This is a genomic window from Paraburkholderia caffeinilytica, from assembly GCF_003368325.1.
Taxonomy (GTDB): domain Bacteria; phylum Pseudomonadota; class Gammaproteobacteria; order Burkholderiales; family Burkholderiaceae; genus Paraburkholderia; species Paraburkholderia caffeinilytica.
Window position 1 is genome coordinate 2708647 of the sequence record NZ_CP031467.1, and the last position, 16085, is coordinate 2724731.

General features: G+C 63.0%; 15 protein-coding genes and 1 pseudogene. 8 read left to right on the forward strand and 8 right to left on the reverse strand.

Features of this window, described 5'->3' with window-relative positions; translation table 11 throughout:
* Positions 1-29: 29 nt before the first annotated feature.
* The gene (locus tag DSC91_RS28415) at positions 30-932 is read right to left on the reverse strand and encodes an NAD kinase (RefSeq protein ID WP_115781903.1); all 903 of its coding nucleotides are present in this window, start codon (positions 930-932) and stop codon (positions 30-32) included.
* Positions 933-1286: 354 nt separating this feature from the next.
* Between DSC91_RS28415 and hrcA the strand changes: the two genes are divergently transcribed.
* The 3 genes from hrcA (at position 1287) to DSC91_RS28430 (ending at position 3977) form a co-directional block, all read left to right on the forward strand.
* Positions 1287-2306, forward strand: coding sequence for a heat-inducible transcriptional repressor HrcA (gene hrcA / locus DSC91_RS28420; protein ID WP_115781904.1), 1020 nt, complete (start codon positions 1287-1289; stop codon positions 2304-2306).
* A gap of 184 nt (positions 2307-2490) precedes the next feature.
* The gene (gene hemH, locus DSC91_RS28425) at positions 2491-3561 is read left to right on the forward strand and encodes a ferrochelatase (protein ID WP_115781905.1); all 1071 of its coding nucleotides are present in this window, start codon (positions 2491-2493) and stop codon (positions 3559-3561) included.
* Positions 3562-3569: 8 nt separating this feature from the next.
* Positions 3570-3977 (forward strand): RNA-binding S4 domain-containing protein, encoded by a 408-nt coding sequence (locus DSC91_RS28430; RefSeq protein ID WP_115781906.1) that lies wholly within the window; start codon positions 3570-3572, stop codon positions 3975-3977.
* On the opposite strand, the gene DSC91_RS37935 is transcribed toward DSC91_RS28430, so the two are convergent.
* Positions 3949-4110, reverse strand: coding sequence for a hypothetical protein (locus DSC91_RS37935; RefSeq protein ID WP_012431795.1), 162 nt, complete (start codon positions 4108-4110; stop codon positions 3949-3951). The genes DSC91_RS28430 and DSC91_RS37935 overlap by 29 nt on opposite strands.
* Before the next feature lie 379 nt (positions 4111-4489).
* Here DSC91_RS37935 and grpE point away from each other — a divergent pair, with 379 nt between their 5' ends.
* The 5 genes and pseudogenes from grpE (at position 4490) to pabB (ending at position 10827) form a co-directional block, all read left to right on the forward strand.
* Entirely contained in the window at positions 4490-5074 is a 585-nt protein-coding gene (grpE, locus tag DSC91_RS28435; protein WP_115781907.1) for a nucleotide exchange factor GrpE, read from the forward strand.
* 68 nt (positions 5075-5142) lie between these two features.
* Positions 5143-5285, forward strand: a pseudogene (locus DSC91_RS38695) (thioredoxin family protein); the annotation flags it as partial.
* Between the two features lie 227 nt (positions 5286-5512).
* Positions 5513-7474 (forward strand): molecular chaperone DnaK, encoded by a 1962-nt coding sequence (gene dnaK / locus DSC91_RS28445; RefSeq protein WP_115781908.1) that lies wholly within the window; start codon positions 5513-5515, stop codon positions 7472-7474.
* Between the two features lie 266 nt (positions 7475-7740).
* Positions 7741-8883, forward strand: coding sequence for a molecular chaperone DnaJ (gene dnaJ, locus DSC91_RS28450; protein ID WP_097391362.1), 1143 nt, complete (start codon positions 7741-7743; stop codon positions 8881-8883).
* 24 nt (positions 8884-8907) lie between these two features.
* On the forward strand, positions 8908-10827 hold the full coding sequence (pabB, locus tag DSC91_RS28455) for an aminodeoxychorismate synthase component I (protein WP_115781909.1): 1920 nt from the start codon (positions 8908-8910) through the stop codon (positions 10825-10827).
* Between the two features lie 72 nt (positions 10828-10899).
* On the opposite strand, the gene panB is transcribed toward pabB, so the two are convergent.
* Genes panB through hda form a run of 6 tightly spaced genes read right to left on the reverse strand, consistent with a single transcriptional unit; the run spans position 10900 to position 16057 of the window.
* Complete coding sequence (gene panB, locus DSC91_RS28460) at positions 10900-11715, reverse strand: 3-methyl-2-oxobutanoate hydroxymethyltransferase (protein ID WP_115781910.1); 816 nt, start codon at positions 11713-11715, stop codon at positions 10900-10902.
* Positions 11716-11750: 35 nt separating this feature from the next.
* Positions 11751-12431, reverse strand: coding sequence for a deoxynucleoside kinase (locus tag DSC91_RS28465; RefSeq protein ID WP_115781911.1), 681 nt, complete (start codon positions 12429-12431; stop codon positions 11751-11753).
* Complete coding sequence (folK, locus tag DSC91_RS28470; RefSeq protein ID WP_115781912.1) at positions 12428-12976, reverse strand: 2-amino-4-hydroxy-6-hydroxymethyldihydropteridine diphosphokinase; 549 nt, start codon at positions 12974-12976, stop codon at positions 12428-12430. Before folK ends, DSC91_RS28465 begins: the two co-directional genes overlap by 4 nt.
* Positions 12977-13024: 48 nt before the next feature.
* Positions 13025-14608 (reverse strand): polynucleotide adenylyltransferase PcnB, encoded by a 1584-nt coding sequence (gene pcnB / locus DSC91_RS28475; protein WP_115781913.1) that lies wholly within the window; start codon positions 14606-14608, stop codon positions 13025-13027.
* The gene (locus DSC91_RS28480; RefSeq protein ID WP_115781914.1) at positions 14605-15291 is read right to left on the reverse strand and encodes a histidinol-phosphatase; all 687 of its coding nucleotides are present in this window, start codon (positions 15289-15291) and stop codon (positions 14605-14607) included. Before DSC91_RS28480 ends, pcnB begins: the two co-directional genes overlap by 4 nt.
* On the reverse strand, positions 15284-16057 hold the full coding sequence (gene hda, locus DSC91_RS28485) for a DnaA regulatory inactivator Hda (RefSeq protein WP_115781915.1): 774 nt from the start codon (positions 16055-16057) through the stop codon (positions 15284-15286). Before hda ends, DSC91_RS28480 begins: the two co-directional genes overlap by 8 nt.
* Positions 16058-16085: the final 28 nt, after the last annotated feature.

Sequence of the window (16085 nt, forward strand, 5' to 3'; positions counted from 1 at the left end):
TGTTCTGGCGGTCCGGCATTCGGGGCCGCTCAGGGCTTGATATCTTCTTCGTGCGACGGGTATTCGTTCCAGTGCAGCTTCTTGCGCAGCGTCGCGAAATGGCTGTAGCCGACCGGGTGCAGCATCGGCACCGTATGACGCGAGCGGCGCACTTCGATCGTGTCGCCCAATTCCAGCGAAGTGAACGACTGCATGTCGAAATTGACGTTCACTTCGCGGCCCGAGACGATCTGAATGCTCACCTTCGAGTCGTCCGGCAGCACGATTGGCCGGTTCGACAGGGCGTGCGGCGCGATCGGCACCAGCACGATGCCTTGCAATTGCGGATGCAGGATCGGCCCTTGCGAAGACAGCGCGTAAGCGGTCGAGCCCGTGGGCGTGGCGACGATCAGGCCGTCGGAGCGCTGGTTGTACATGAAGCGCCCGTCCACCGAGACATGCAGTTCCGCCATCCCGGAGAAACCGCTACGGTTGACCACCACGTCGTTGAAGGCCAGTGCGTGATAGATCGGCGCGCCGTTGCGCATGATGCGCGCTTCGAGCAGCATGCGCTCTTCGCGCTCGAAGTTGCCCGAGAGCATTTGCGGCACGATCTCGCGCATGTCGGAGATCGGAATGTCGGTAATGAAGCCGAGCCGCCCGTGGTTGATGCCGATCAGCGGCGTGCGGTAGGGCGCAAGCTGGCGGCCGATGCCCAGCATCGTGCCGTCGCCGCCCAGCACGACGGCAACGTCGGCGCGCGCGCCGATCTCGGCGGGACGCAGCGCCGGATAGTCGGTGACGCCGATTTCGGCGGCGGTGTCGGCTTCGAATACAACCTCGAAGCCGCGTCTCGCGATGCACGAGGCGAGCTCGGTCAGCGGCTCGCCGATGCCCGGCGTATTGTTGCGCCCGACGAGCGCGACGGTCTTGAACTGGCTGGTCACTTGCATGCCGGCATTACACCATAGGTAGGGCCTGAAAAGAACCGCAGACAGACCCGGTAGCGAGCCGGCGCAAGCGGGCTGCCAGCGCATTGGGCGATTATCGTTAGAATGGTGAAACCTTGATGACATGCACGCCGGTTGTAGTGCGGCGGCGTGCCGCCGGCGGACGCACCGAAGTGGCGGCCGGCGAGGCGCGGAGCCCGAGTCCGGGCGGCGCGCTGGCAAGGACGCTGGACACGGCGCCAGTCAAGGCGCTGCACGGAACACCAGGCGCCGCCCCGCCAACCGGCGGCGCGATAGTCAGGGGTTGGCGCCGTTAGCGCTCGCTGTAGCCGCGTCATTGAGCTAAAATTTTCCGTCATGCTAGATCCTCGCGCACAAACCCTCCTCAAAACGCTGATCGAGCGCTACATCGCCGAAGGTCAGCCGGTCGGCTCGCGCACGTTGTCACGCTATTCCGGCCTCGAACTGAGCCCGGCGACGATCCGCAACGTGATGTCCGATCTCGAGGATCTGGGGCTTGTGATCAGTCCGCATACTTCCGCGGGCCGCATTCCGACACCGCGTGGCTACCGGCTGTTCGTCGATACCATGCTGACGGTGGAATCCGCCGCGGACGAAGAAGCGGTGATGCGTATCGTCAAGACTACGCTGCAGGCGGGTGAGCCGCAGAAAGTCGTCGCCGCGGCGGCCGGCGTGCTGTCCAATCTGTCGCAGTTTGCCGGTGTGGTGCTTACCCCGCGCCGCAGCCACGTGTTCAAGCAGATCGAATTCATGCGCCTGTCGGACAAGCGCATCCTGCTGATCATCGTGACGCCCGAGGGGGACGTGCAGAACCGCATCATGGCAACTCAGCGCGATTTTTCGCCGGCGCAGCTGGTGGAGGCCTCCAACTACATCAACGCGCACTTCGCGGGCCTCTCGTTCGACGACGTGCGCCGCCGCCTGCGCGAAGAAATCGACGAATTGCGCGGCGACATGACCACGCTGATGCACGCCGCGGTCACGGCCAGCACGGATGAGTCCGACACCGGCGAGACCGTGCTGATTTCCGGCGAGCGCAACCTGCTCGAAGTCGCCGACCTGTCGTCGGACATGGCGCGCTTGCGCAAGCTGTTCGATGTGTTCGACCAAAAGACCAGTCTCCTTCAGTTGCTCGACGTGTCGAGTCACGCCGCCGGCGTGCAGATTTTCATTGGCGGCGAGTCGAATCTCGTGCCAATCGAGGAAATGAGCGTCGTCACCGCGCCTTATGAGGTGAACGGCAAGATCGTCGGCACGCTCGGCGTGATCGGGCCGACCCGCATGGCCTACAACCGCGTGATTCCGATTGTCGACATCACCGCGCGGCTGCTTTCCCTGACGCTGAGTCAACAGTAACCGGCAGCAAGCCGCGGTTACTGCCGGCTGCGGCACTTCATGTCGCAAATGATGCGCGACGGCGCGCCGCTTGCCAATTGGCCGAATGGCCAGGGGCCCCTGGCGGACCTTGCAATGGACCGCGCCGCTATAATGAATTCCACCTGAACCGACTCTCCGCCCAAAGCGGTTACCTCTGCTGCCTATGCGCTTCGACCTCGAGCGGCCATCGCAGAACGCCACGTCACACCGTGTCGCCGTGTTGCTGATCAATCTCGGCACGCCCGACGCGCCGACGCCGCGTGCGGTCCGTCGCTATCTTGCGCAGTTCCTGTCCGATCCTCGCGTGGTCGAAATTCCGGCGCTGCTCTGGCAGGTGATCCTGCGGTTGTTGATTTTGCCGTTCCGGAGCCCCGCGTCGGCGAAGAAGTACGCGGCTGTGTGGATGCCGGAAGGCTCGCCGCTGCGTGTCTTCACGGAGAAGCAGGTGGAGGGTTTGCGTCATCTGTTGCAATTGAACGACTACACGGTGTTGGTCGACTACGCCATGCGCTACGGCACGCCCGGTATTCCGGCCATGCTGAACCAGCTCAAACTGGCGGGCGCCGAGCGTGTGCTGCTGATGCCCATGTATCCGCAATATTCGTCGTCGACCACGGCCACGGCTTTCGACGAAGCCTTTTCGGCCCTCAAGCGCATGCGCAATCAACCGGAAATCCGCACGGTGCGCCAGTATGCCGATCATCCTGCGTATATCGCCGCGCTCGCCGCACAGGTGCATCACTACTGGCATCAGCATGGCCGGCCGGACTTCGCGGCGGGTGACAAGCTGGTGCTGAGTTTTCACGGCGTACCCAAGCGCACGATGGATCTTGGCGATCCGTATCACGAGCAATGCCAGCAAACCGGCGCGTTGTTGATGCAGGCGCTGGGACTGACGCAGGTGGAATGCCGCATCACCTTTCAGTCGCGCTTCGGCAAGGCCGAGTGGCTGCAACCGTACACCGCACCCACATTGAAGGAATTGGGCTCGGCAGGCGTGCGGCGTGCCGACGTGTTCTGCCCGGGCTTTACCGCCGATTGCCTTGAAACGATTGAAGAGATCGGCATGGAAGTGCGCGACGAGTTCCTCCATGCGGGTGGCCAGGAATTTCACCGGATTCCCTGCGTGAACGCCTCGCAGCCGTGGGTCGCCGCGCTTGGCGAAATCGTCGCGCAGAATCTGCAGGGCTGGCCCGTGCAAGCGGTGCCGGTGCCGCATACGAGCGGGGCGTAAGCAGGCTCATGAATTACAGGATCTCGACCGAACCGGGCGCGAAGCTGCGCATCGACAAATGGCTTTGGGCGGCGCGCTTCTTCAAAACCCGTTCGCTGGCGGCGGATGCCGTCGACAAAGGGCATGTGCGCATCGGCGGCGCGAATGTCAAACCGGCCAAGGATGTGCGCGTCGGCGACCTGGTCGAGATCGAGATCGAGCGGATTGTCTGGCAAGTGGAAGTGCTGGGCGTGTGCGACGTGCGCGGCCCAGCCAGCGTCGCGCAGACGCTTTACGCGGAAACCGAGGAGAGCAAGGTGAAGCGGCAGGTCGAGCAGGAGCGGCGCAAGACGTACCGCGAGCCGGCTGCCGCTTTGCACGGCAGACCGACCAAGCGCGACCGGCGCACTATCGACAAACTTTCAGGTGGGGATTGAACAATTGTTCCATCGTCGCGTGCACACCGCCGTATTCGGTGGTGTGATCGTTGACGGCCCCGGACATGCAGATGGTCGTGGTGCCCGCGATCAGTACCAATGCGACCACCGATATTGCAAAGGTCAGTTTCACGGTACTCCCCTTGGGAAGATTCAGGACGGAAACAGGCGAATCAGGTGGAATTGAAAAATGTCGGTAAGGCTTACGTTAGATTAGGGTTAACGTGTCTTTTCCGACGCTTTATTGGAGCATAGGCCACTTGTCGGGCGCACTCAATCTCAATCTGATTGCGACGCAATAATGGTTGTAACCGGGCATTTCCGTCGCGCGTCCACGGTGCGAAAAGTTCCGGGAGAGGCGCTTGAAATGGGTCTTTCCGGCCCCATCTGCCGTTTCGATCCGCGTTAACGTACCAAGTTGTCTGTCGCAATTTTGCAACGCACAAATTGCGACAGCTTTTGACGCGTTGCCGTCACCGTTAGCTTTAACTTTTTTAACGACTTTCAGCGACATGGAAAACACGCAAGAGAACCCGACGAGCCAGAATCCCACGCCCGCCGACGAAACCGCGCGCCAGGCCGCCGAGGCTGCGGCATCCCAGCAGGACGCGGCTGCAAGCGCTGCGCCTGAAGCGCCGGCAAGCGGTGCGGAAGCCGCATTGGCCGAAGCAGAAGCGAAGATCGTCGAGTTGCAGGAAAGCTTCCTGCGGGCGAAGGCTGAGACTGAAAACGTGCGCCGCCGCGCCCAGGAGGATGTCGCCAAGGCGCACAAGTTCGCGATCGAAAGCTTCGCTGAGCATTTGCTGCCGGTGGTCGACAGCCTCGAAGCGGCGGTTGCCCACTCGTCCGACGACCTGCAAAAGGTGCGCGAAGGCGTCGAACTCACGCTGCGCCAGCTTTCCGGCGCGCTGGAGAAGGGTCGCGTCGTCGCCCTGAACCCGGTTGGCGAGAAGTTCGACCCGCACCGTCACCAGGCTATTTCGATGGTGCCGGCCGACCAGGAGCCGAACACCGTCGTTGCTGTGCTGCAAAAAGGCTTCGTGATCGCCGACCGCGTGCTGCGTCCGGCGCTCGTGACGGTCGCGGCGCCGAAGTAAGCAGTACAAGCCGCGGCACAGGCCACAGCAGAAGCTGTTTATCAGCCGTTCCGCCGACAGGCGCCGTTATGGCCAACATTCCCGTGGACGCCACTGCGTTCGCTGTCTTCGGCATGCAGGAGCTCAGCGCCGAGTCATTCGGCGCCGGCTGGCCGAAACGGGTGATGGGCTGCCCGTGGTGTTTTTCCGGGATCTCGCCTGCTTCGGCTGCTAGATCGCCAGGAAGGCCAGGCTGGCGCAGCCGGACGCGATGGTGAAAAAAGCGGCAAAAGTTCGACCGATTGAAAAAAATTAAAGACCGCATCGTAAAAGAGGTCTTGAAAACGATGCGGACGCACTTATGTTGAGTGCAGGTAGGAATTCAGAGCGGATCGCCTTACCGCCAGCTGGGCAAACAAGGCGATTCCCGCAGCGATCAAAGTCAGGAGATTAGTAAAAATGGGCAAAATCATCGGCATCGACCTCGGCACGACCAACTCGTGCGTGGCGATCATGGAAGGCAATTCGGTCAAAGTGATCGAGAACTCGGAAGGTGCGCGCACCACGCCGTCGATCATCGCTTACATGGAAGACGGCGAGATTCTCGTCGGCGCGCCGGCTAAGCGTCAGTCGGTCACGAACCCGAAGAACACGCTGTACGCCGTCAAGCGCCTGATCGGCCGCCGCTTCGAAGAAAAAGAAGTGCAGAAAGACATCGGTCTGATGCCGTACAAGATCATGAAGGCCGACAACGGCGACGCATGGGTCCAGGTGCGCGACGACAAGCTGGCACCGCCGCAAATCTCGGCGGAAGTGCTGCGCAAGATGAAGAAGACCGCTGAAGACTACCTCGGCGAGCAGGTCACCGAAGCGGTGATTACGGTTCCCGCGTACTTCAACGACAGCCAGCGTCAGGCCACCAAAGACGCAGGCCGCATCGCCGGTCTGGAAGTGAAGCGGATCATCAACGAACCGACCGCAGCCGCTCTGGCATTCGGTCTGGACAAGGCCGAAAAGGGCGACCGCAAGATCGCGGTGTATGACCTGGGCGGCGGTACGTTCGACGTGTCGATTATCGAAATCGCCGACGTTGACGGCGAAATGCAGTTTGAAGTGCTGTCCACGAACGGTGACACGTTCCTCGGCGGCGAAGACTTCGACCAACGCATCATCGATTACATCATCGGCGAGTTCAAGAAGGAGCAGGGCGTCGATCTGTCGAAAGACGTGCTCGCGCTGCAACGCCTGAAGGAATCGGCTGAAAAGGCGAAGATCGAACTGTCGTCGAGCCAGCAAACCGAAATCAACCTGCCGTACATCACGGCCGACGCGTCGGGTCCGAAGCACTTGAACCTGAAAATCACGCGCGCCAAGCTGGAAGCGCTGGTCGAAGAACTGATCGAACGCACGATCGAACCATGCCGCACGGCGATCAAGGATGCGGGCGTGAAGGTCGGCGAAATCGACGACGTGATTCTGGTCGGCGGTATGACCCGCATGCCGAAGGTGCAGGAAAAGGTTAAGGAATTCTTCGGCAAGGATCCGCGCCGCGACGTGAACCCGGACGAAGCCGTGGCCGTTGGCGCCGCGATTCAAGGCCAGGTTCTGTCGGGCGACCGCACGGACGTTCTGCTGCTCGACGTGACCCCGTTGTCGCTCGGCATCGAAACGCTCGGCGGCGTGATGACGAAGATGATCAACAAGAACACCACGATCCCGACCAAGCACGCACAGGTCTACTCGACGGCTGACGACAATCAGAGCGCCGTGACGATCAAGGTGTTCCAGGGCGAGCGCGAAATGGCGGCGGGCAACAAGCTGCTGGGCGAGTTCAACCTTGAAGGCATTCCGCCGGCACCGCGCGGCACGCCGCAGATCGAAGTGAGCTTCGACATCGACGCGAACGGCATTCTGCACGTCGGCGCGAAAGACAAGGCGACCGGCAAGGAAAACCGCATCACGATCAAGGCGAACTCGGGTCTGTCCGAAGCCGAAATCGAAAAGATGGTGAAGGACGCCGAAGCGAACGCGGAAGAAGATCACAAGCTGCGTGAGCTGGCCGATGCCCGCAACCAGGGCGACGCACTGGTCCACAGCACGAAGAAGGCGCTCACCGAATACGGCGACAAGCTGGAAGCTGCTGAGAAGGAAGCGATCGAAGCCGCGCTGAAGGACCTCGAGGAAACGCTGAAGAGCGGTTCGAGCGACAAGGCCGCGATCGAAGCCAAGATCGAAGTGGTGGCCACCGCCTCGCAGAAGATGGGCGAGAAGATGTACGCCGACATGCAGGCAGCGCAAGGTGCCGAAGCTGCGGCAGCGGGCGCGGCAGGCGCGGGCGCATCGGCGTCGGCGGGTGGCGCGAACCATCAGCAGCAGGACGACGTGGTCGACGCCGAGTTCAAGGAAGTGAAGAAAGACTAAAGCCAGGTCGCAATCTGACCGTAAAGCCGCACACAGCAATGTGTGCGGCCTGGCTGCAAAACGGTTTGCTCCCGTCCGGGTGCATGAACCTGCAAAGCGGTTATCGCGCCTGGTGAGCCTGTTTGGGCTCTCCGGGCACATTTGTTTTATGGAGGGCGTTGTCTGAGCCGCGTAAAAACGGTTTGAACAGCGGCCGGACGAGTCGCAAGACTCCAGCATTCAAGAGGAGCCACCGCGTCGCATTGCGCGAGTGGCGTTGAACCGATATGGCGAAACGGGATTACTACGAGGTTCTGGGCGTCGCAAAGAACGCGAGCGACGACGAAATCAAGAAGGCTTATCGCAAGCTTGCGATGAAGCACCACCCCGACCGCAATCCGGGCAACAAGGATGCGGAAGAGCATTTCAAAGAGGTGAAGGAAGCCTATGAAATGCTGTCGGACTCGCAAAAGCGTGCCGCGTACGATCAGTACGGCCACGCGGGCGTCGATCCGAACATGGGCGGAGCCGGGGCGCAAGGCTTCGGCGGTTTTGCCGATGCGTTCGGCGATATTTTCGGCGACATCTTCGGCCAGGCAGCCGGCGGTGCCGCACGCGGCGGTGCCGGCCGTGCCGGTCCGCAGGTGTATCGCGGCGCCGATTTGCGTTACAGCATGGAAATCACGCTGGAACAGGCCGCGCATGGCTACGACACGCAGATTCGCGTGCCGAGCTGGGTGTCGTGTGAAATCTGTCACGGCTCGGGCGCGAAGCCCGGCACCAAGCCCGAGACCTGCCCGACCTGTAGCGGCTCGGGTTCGGTGCGGATGTCGCAGGGTTTCTTCAGCATCCAGCAGACCTGCCCGAAGTGCCACGGCACCGGCACCTATATCCCCGAACCGTGCGGCCATTGCCATGGCGCGGGCAAGGTGAAGGAAACCAAGACGCTGGAAGTGAAAATCCCGGCAGGCATCGACGACGGCATGCGTATCCGCTCGGCCGGCAACGGCGAGCCGGGTATCAACGGCGGTCCGTCGGGCGATCTGTACGTCGAGATTCACATCAAGCAGCACTCGGTGTTCGAGCGCGACGGCGACGATCTGCATTGCCAGATGCCGATTCCGTTTACCACGGCGGCACTCGGCGGCGAAATCGAAGTGCCGACCCTCGCGGGCCGTGCAAGCTTCACGGTGCCGGAAGGTACGCAATCGGGCAAGACGTTCCGTCTGCGTGGCAAGGGTATCAAGGGGCTGCGTTCGAGCATTGCAGGCGATCTTTACGTGCACGTGCAAGTCGAAACCCCGGTCAAGCTCACCGAGCCGCAGCGCGAGTTGCTTCAGCAATTCGAGAAGGCGCTCGTGGAAGGCGGCGCGCGGCATAGCCCGCAGAGCAAGAGCTGGTTCGATCGGGTGAAGAGCTTTTTCGATTAATAGCGGTTTGATTTGGCGGTAAGCATGACGGCAGATGAGCGCGACGCAGTGTTCGCGTTGCTCGACGATTGCGACGCGACGGCGGCGCGCCGTTCGAGTCGTCTGTACACGGGTTTTGTGCATGGACGGAGTTGCGCTGCGCCCGCGCAACTCGAAGCCGTGTGCGAGACCGTGGCCGCGGACACGCGGCGTGGTTTGCATGCCGTCGTGCTCGCCGACTACGAGTTTGGCCGGCATCTTCTCGACGGCGGCCTTCCTCACCGGGCATTGAAAGAAACGCAGCGTGGCGATGCCACGCTGCGTTTTTTATTGTTCGAACGTTGCGAGAAGCTATCGCGCGACGAGGTCGACGCCTGGCTCATGGCGCGCGACGGCGCAGCAGCCGACGCGTCGGTAGCAGGGACCGCAAACGTGCGTGCGAGCGTCGATCCAAAGCAATTCAACGAAGCGATCGACGCGATCCATGCCGCCCTGCGCGCGGGCGATTCTTACCAGGTCAACTATACGTATCGGCTGGGTTTCGACGTATTCGGCTCGCCGACCACGCTGTATCGGCGCCTGCGAGCGCGTCAGCCGGTTCCCTACGGCGCGTTGATCGCGTTGCCGGGCGACGAGTGGGTGCTGTCGTGCTCGCCGGAATTGTTCATCGAGAAGGAAGGCGCCATGTTGCGCGCCCGTCCGATGAAAGGCACGGCGCCACGGTCGGCAGATCCTGACGCGGATCGCAATGCCGCCGACTTCCTCGCGAACGACCCGAAGAATCGCGCCGAGAACGTGATGATTGTCGACCTGTTGCGCAACGATCTGTCGCGCGTGGCGCAAACCGGCTCGGTCAATGTGCCGGCGCTGTTTTCGGTTGAGCCGTATGCGTCGGTTTGGCAGATGACGTCGACGGTGCATGCGACGTTGCGCGCCGGCACGTCTTTCGCCGAGATCCTGCGCGCACTGTTTCCCTGCGGCTCGATCACCGGCGCGCCGAAGCATCGCACGATGCAGTTGATCGAGGCGCTGGAAAGCACGCCGCGCGGCCTCTATACCGGCGCGATCGGTTGGCTCGACGCGCCCGCCCCCACACTCACTGCTGCCGACACCCTCCCGGCGACTGCAAGCGAAAACACCTGCGGCGACTTTTGCCTGTCCGTCGCCATTCGCACGCTGACCTTGAAGCCGGCTGCGACGCCGGGCGCACTGAAAGGCACGATGGGCGTCGGCGCGGGCATCGTGCTCGACAGCGTCGCCGCCGACGAATATGCGGAGTGCCAATTGAAGGCCAGCTTTCTGACCGGCGCCGAGCCGGGTTTCGAGCTCTTCGAAACGATGCATGCGACGCAGGAAGAGGGGGTGCGGCATCTGTCGCGCCATCTTGCGCGACTCTCGGCGAGCGCCGCGACGCTGGGTTTCAAACTCGGCGATGAAAATGAGATTCGCGCGCAAATCACGGAGAAATGTGCGGCGTTGCCAACGCAGACTCCACATCGCATGCGTCTCGCATTGAGCAAGAACGGCGCGGTACACATAACGGCGGCGGTGCTGACGCCGCTGGCCGACTCGACCGTCGGCGTGTTACTCGGACCGGATCACCAATTCCCTGCGACGGACGCCAACGATCCGCTGCTGCGCCACAAAACCACGCGCCGCGCCGAATATGATCGCGGTTGGCGCGAAGCCGAAGCGAGGGGCGCGTTCGACACGCTGTTCTTCAACGAGCGTGGCGAGTTGACCGAAGGTGGCCGGTCGAACGTGTTTGTGAAGCTGGCGGGACGGTGGTGGACGCCGCCATTGGAGTCGGGCGTGCTGCCCGGGATCATGCGAGGTGTGCTGCTGGAGGATCCCGGTCTTCATGCGGCCGAACGCGTGCTGACTCGAGTCGATGTGCAGAATGCCGAGGCGCTTCTGGTGTGCAACGCACTGCGAGGCGCGGTAAGGGCGCACGTGCTGGGCTAAGGCGTAAAGGGCGGCAGCGGCGGCGTGAGGCAACCGCGCCCGAGCAATGTAGTCGGCAGTCCGACTGAGCGTTCAGAACGTGTGCTCAGGCCCGGGGAACGAGCCGTCCTTCACGGCACGCACATACGCTTCCACGGCAGCCTGGATAGTCGGCTGCCCCTGCATGAAATCTTTCACGAAGCGCGGCCGCTTGCCTGGGAAAATCCCCAGCATGTCGTGCAGCACCAGCACCTGACCCGAGCAATCCACACCCGCGCCGATGCCGATTGTCGGAATCCGCAATTGTTTCGTGACTTCAGCGCCGAGCAGCGTCGGAATCGCTTCTAGCACGATCAGTTGGGCGCCCGCATTCTGCACGGCGAGCGAGTCGCGCAGCACCTGGCTCGCGCCGGCGTCGGTCTTGCCCTGCACCTTGAAGCCGCCGAACGCATGCACCGATTGCGGCGTCAGGCCGACGTGCGCGCACACTGGAATCGATCGTTCGACCAGAAAGCGCACCGTGTCCACGAGCCACTCGCCGCCCTCGAGTTTCACCATCTGCGCGCCGGCGCGCATGAGCTCCACCGAACTCCTGAAGGCGTCCTCCGGCGTGCCGTACGTGCCGAACGGCAGGTCGGCGACCACCAGCGCCGAGGGCCGCGCCCGCGCGACGTTCGCCGTGTGGTACGCGATGTCGGTGAGCGACACCGGCAGCGTGGTCGTCTGGCCTTGCAGCACGTTGCCGAGCGAGTCGCCGATCAACAGCACGTCGACGCCCGAGCGATCCAGCAGCGCGGCGAAGCTCGCGTCGTAACAGGTCAGCATGGCGATTCTTTCGCCTGCGTCGCGCATCGCCTGCAGTTTCGGCACGGTGATGGCGTTCCGGCTCGCTTCCTGCAAATAGGTCATGGGGAAATCCGTTGGAAAGAAGAGAGGCGCGCCGCTTAAAGCGACGTGCCTTTGACAAAGAATTCCTTGCGGCCGCGCATGGTTTCGATGCGTTCGGCGAGTAGCGCAAGGTCCGCGTCCGAGTCGAGCGGATTCAGGTGTTCAGCGTTGACCGTCAGCACGGGCGTGCGGTCGTAGTGATAGAAAAACTCGTTGTAGGCATCGCAGAGCGCGTGCAGATACGCATCGGAAATCTGCAATTCCATTGGCACGGCGCGCTTCTGGATGCGTGCGAACAGCACTTCAGGACTGGCTTGCAGATAGACCACGAAATCCGGCGCGGGCGCGCTCACGTCGAGCCGCGCGGCGAGGGCGCGATAAAGCTGCCACTCGTCTTCCTGAAGGGTCAGACGCGCGAAGATCTCGTTCTTCTGCGTCAGGAAATCGGCGATCAGCGGCGTACCCGCCACATGCGCGGCCGTCACGTTCTGGGCCTGCTGTGCGCGCTGCAAGGCGAAGTGCAATTGCGTGGGCAGCGCATAACGCGCGGTGTCGCGATAAAAACGCTCGAGAAAGGGATTGTCCTGCGGCCGCTCGAACACCTCCTGCATCGACCAGCGCTGGGCGAGCCGCCGGGCGAGCGAGGTCTTGCCGACGCCGATCGGCCCTTCGATCGCGATATAGCCAAAGGGCGGCCGCAGATGCGGCGGGGTCACGGTGAGCGGCGGCGAATTCATTCGCAACGGCCCTTGTCCACAGCCGGGGCGCCGGCTGCCAATGCATTGAGCATGGGACATTGGCAAGGACTCTTCACCTTTTCGATGCGTTGATCGCGCACGCCGTCGAGCAGCGCTTCGGCACGACCGTATCGAGGGATGATCAGCGCCGCGTCGATCTCGACGAGCGGCACGAGTGCAAAGGCGCGCTCGGTCAAGCGCGGATGCGGCACGATCAGATCGGCTTCGTCGATCGATTGATCGCCGTATAGCAGGATGTCCAGATCGAGCGTGCGCGGGGCGTTGCGAAACGGCCGTTCACGGCCGAACTGATGCTCGATCTTGTGGCATAGCGCGAGCAGATGCCGCACGGGGAGCGTCGTTTCGACCTTCACGACGCAGTTGAAATAGTCGTCGCCGCCCGCGTCGATCGGGGCGGTGCGATAGAAGCTCGACTTGGCGAGCACGGTGATGGTGTGCTGTTGGGCGAGGCACACCACCGCGTCTTTCAGGGTCTGGCGCGCGTCCCCGAGATTCGCGCCGAGGCCGAGATAAGCAACCGTCATGGCATAACTTCCTGCAACTATCGTTCGACGGCAACAGCCGACGCTGCGTCAGTCTTCGTGCGAACCGTCGTGGCCCGCGTCGGTGGCTGTGCGTTCGGCTGGCGTGCCGCCCTCCATTCCGTCGCCCGGTTTGCGGCTCCTCGCGCCACTGCTGCGCCGCCGTCGTTTTCTGGGGCTCCGGTCCTTCCCGCTTTGCGTGAGCAATGTCTCCCGCGCAGCGACGTCTCCTTCGATGAACTCCGTCCACCACGCACCGACCGACTCGTCGAGTTCGCCCGATTCGCAGCGCAACAGGAGGAAATCATACCCCGCTCTAAATCTTTGGTGTTCCAGCAGCTTCAGCGCGCTTCTTCCCGAGCGTTTCTCGAGGCGCAGCTGCAGACCCCAGATCTCGCGCATATCCGACGAAAAGCGCTTGTGGATGGCGAGCTTCTCGGTTTGCATGTCGAGGACCTCGTCCATCGCGCGATGCAGGGCCGGTACCGGGTATTCGCCGTTTGCTTCAAATTGTTGCCAGCGCGTCTGGACGTCGTGCCACAGCAGCGTGGCGAACAGGAAACCCGGCGAAACCGGCTTGCCGGCGCGCACGCGGGCGTCCGTGTTGGAGAGCGCGAGCGAGATGAATTTTTCGCCGATGGGTTGTTCCAGCACCACGTCGAGCAGCGGCAGCAGACCGTGATGCAGGCCTTCCTGGCGCAGACGCTTCAAACAGGCGAGCGCGTGGCCCGATAGCATCAGCTTGAGCATCTCGTCGAACAGACGCGCGGCCGGCACGTTGTTGATCAGATCGGCCATTCTGGCGATCGGCGCACGGGTCGCGTCTTCGATCTCGAATTCGAGCTTGGCGGCAAAACGCACCACGCGGAGCATGCGCACCGGATCCTCGCGATAACGCGTGGCCGGATCGCCGATCATGCGCAACAGGCGCGCGCGCATGTCGGCCATGCCGTTGTGATAGTCCAGCACGGTTTGCGTGGCCGGATCGTAGTACATCGCGTTGATCGTAAAGTCGCGGCGCGTGGCGTCTTCGTGCTGCTCGCCCCAGACGTTGTCGCGTAGCACGCGGCCGCTGGCGTCCACCGCGTGGGTGCGGCGGTCGAGCTCGTCGCGCTTCAGGCGACGCGGCGGCGCGGCGTTGGCCGCGGGCGGATCGACCAGCGCGCGGAACGTCGAGGTTTCGATGATTTCCTGGCCGAATTGCACGTGCACGATCTGAAACCGGCGGCCGATGATGCGGGCGCGGCGGAACAGCTTTTGCACCTGTTCGGGCGTGGCGTCGGTCGCGACGTCGAAGTCTTTGGGCTTGATGCCGAGCAGGAGATCGCGTACCGCACCGCCGACGATGAACGCGCGATGCCCCGCCTCCTGCAAACCTTCGGTGACGCGAATTGCGTTCTTCGAGATCAGCGACTGATCGATGCCATGCACGTCGTGCGGAATGATGACGGGCACGTCGGGATCGCGCACGGTTTTGGCGGCCGGGCGTGCCGGCTTGCGGCGCGCTTTGGCGGCGCTGGACGCGTGGCGTGCCGGTGCTTCGCCGGCTTCGTCTGCTTCGGCCTCGGCGGGCGGGGTGTCGTCAGCGGGCGCCGAGTCCTGGCCGAACAGCTTGCGGATAAGTTTTTTGATCACGAGGGTTGAAAGAGTTCGAGGATGCGCCAGCCTTTGGCCTGCGCGTGGGCGCGCAATGTGTCGTCGGGATTGGTCGCGATCGGATCGGTGACCTTTTCGAGCAGCGGGATGTCGTTGTGCGAGTCGCTATAGAAATAGCTGTGCTCGAAGTCGCTCCAGCGCTTGCCGAGCGAAGCCAGCCACGCCTCGGTACGGATGATCTTGCCTTCCTTGTAGCTCGGCGTGCCGGTGGGGCGGCCGGTGTACGGCGAATGCGGCTGGCCGTCGACGGTTTCCGCTTCGCAGGCGATCAGCGCGTCGACGCCGAACGCCTGAGCGATCGGGCGGGTGATGAACTCGTTGGTCGCGGTGACCACGCAGCAGAGATCGCCGGCTTCACGGTGCTCCCGGACCAGCTCCAGCGCGACCGGGAAGATGGCCGGCTTGATCACTTCATGCATGTACTGCGCGTGAAGATCGGCAAGCTGCGCGCGCGTGTACTTCGCGAGCGGTGTGAGCATGGCGATCAGATAAGCGTGAATGTCGAGCTTGCCGGCCTTGTAGTCGGCGAAAAAGCGGTCGTTTTCACGGGCGAAGTTTTCAGCGTCGACCATGCCTTGTTTCACCATGAAGCGGCCCCATTCGTGGTCGCTGTCAGTGGGGATGAGCGTGTGGTCGAGGTCGAAGAGTGCGAGGTTAGCCATGGGGGCCTATTTTACTTGAAGCGGCGGCGGGGGACGCGGATGAGGCGGACGAAGAGGGTGCCGTGCGCCGATCGTCAGCGTCGGGCGAGGCCAGCATGGTGCGCAGAAGCGGCAGCGTGACCGCGCGTTTCTGTTCGAGCGAGAAGCGGTCGAGCGCGTCGAGCAACGCCATCAGGCTCGGCATGTCGCGGCGAAAATGCGTGAGCAGGTAGGCGGGGACGTCGTCGGCGAGCATGATGCCGCGTTCGCGCGCCGCGTGTTTCAGCACGGCGGCCTTGCCTTCGTCCGGCAGCGGCGCGAGATGAAACACAAGGCCCCAGCCGAGGCGCGTGCGCAGATCTTCGCGTACGGTCATGCCGATCGGCGGGGCATTGCCCGCGGCGACGAGCGCGCTGGTGGGATGCGCGCGCACCTCGTTGAACAGGTTGAACACGGCGATCTGCTGCGCCGCGGACAGGCCGTCGCAATCGTCGATCGCATACAGCGCGACGCGCGGGTCGAAGGTGAAAGCGGCGAGGCTGCTCTGCGGACCGGCGAAGCGCGCATGGCCCGGCGGCGCTTCGTGAACCAGCGCCTGCAGCAGGTGTGTGCGGCCGCTGCCGGTTTCGCCCCAGACGTAGAACGTACGATCCGCCACCGGCCCGGCCGCGAGCGCGTTGTCGAGCTCGCGTAGCCGCGTGACCAGCTCGGCGTTGGCGCCGGCGAAGAAATTGTCGAATGTCGATGGCGGCGGGGTGCCGAGATCGAGCGTCAGTTGACGAAGCACAGTAGGTTAATGCCGAAAATGAGGCTTA

Bases quoted from the DNA above. Each gene is read 5' to 3' on its own strand.
- DSC91_RS28415 (WP_115781903.1), bottom strand. From the start codon at position 932: ATGCAAGTGACCAGCCAGTTCAAGACCGTCGCGCTCGTCGGGCGCAAC.
- hrcA (WP_115781904.1), top strand. From the start codon at position 1,287: ATGCTAGATCCTCGCGCACAAACCCTCCTCAAAACGCTGATCGAGCGC.
- hemH (WP_115781905.1), top strand. From the start codon at position 2,491: ATGCGCTTCGACCTCGAGCGGCCATCGCAGAACGCCACGTCACACCGT.
- DSC91_RS28430 (WP_115781906.1), top strand. From the start codon at position 3,570: ATGAATTACAGGATCTCGACCGAACCGGGCGCGAAGCTGCGCATCGAC.
- grpE (WP_115781907.1), top strand. From the start codon at position 4,490: ATGGAAAACACGCAAGAGAACCCGACGAGCCAGAATCCCACGCCCGCC.
- dnaK (WP_115781908.1), top strand. From the start codon at position 5,513: ATGGGCAAAATCATCGGCATCGACCTCGGCACGACCAACTCGTGCGTG.
- dnaJ (WP_097391362.1), top strand. From the start codon at position 7,741: ATGGCGAAACGGGATTACTACGAGGTTCTGGGCGTCGCAAAGAACGCG.
- pabB (WP_115781909.1), top strand. From the start codon at position 8,908: ATGACGGCAGATGAGCGCGACGCAGTGTTCGCGTTGCTCGACGATTGC.
- panB (WP_115781910.1), bottom strand. From the start codon at position 11,715: ATGACCTATTTGCAGGAAGCGAGCCGGAACGCCATCACCGTGCCGAAA.
- DSC91_RS28465 (WP_115781911.1), bottom strand. From the start codon at position 12,431: ATGAATTCGCCGCCGCTCACCGTGACCCCGCCGCATCTGCGGCCGCCC.
- folK (WP_115781912.1), bottom strand. From the start codon at position 12,976: ATGACGGTTGCTTATCTCGGCCTCGGCGCGAATCTCGGGGACGCGCGC.
- DSC91_RS28480 (WP_115781914.1), bottom strand. From the start codon at position 15,291: ATGGCTAACCTCGCACTCTTCGACCTCGACCACACGCTCATCCCCACT.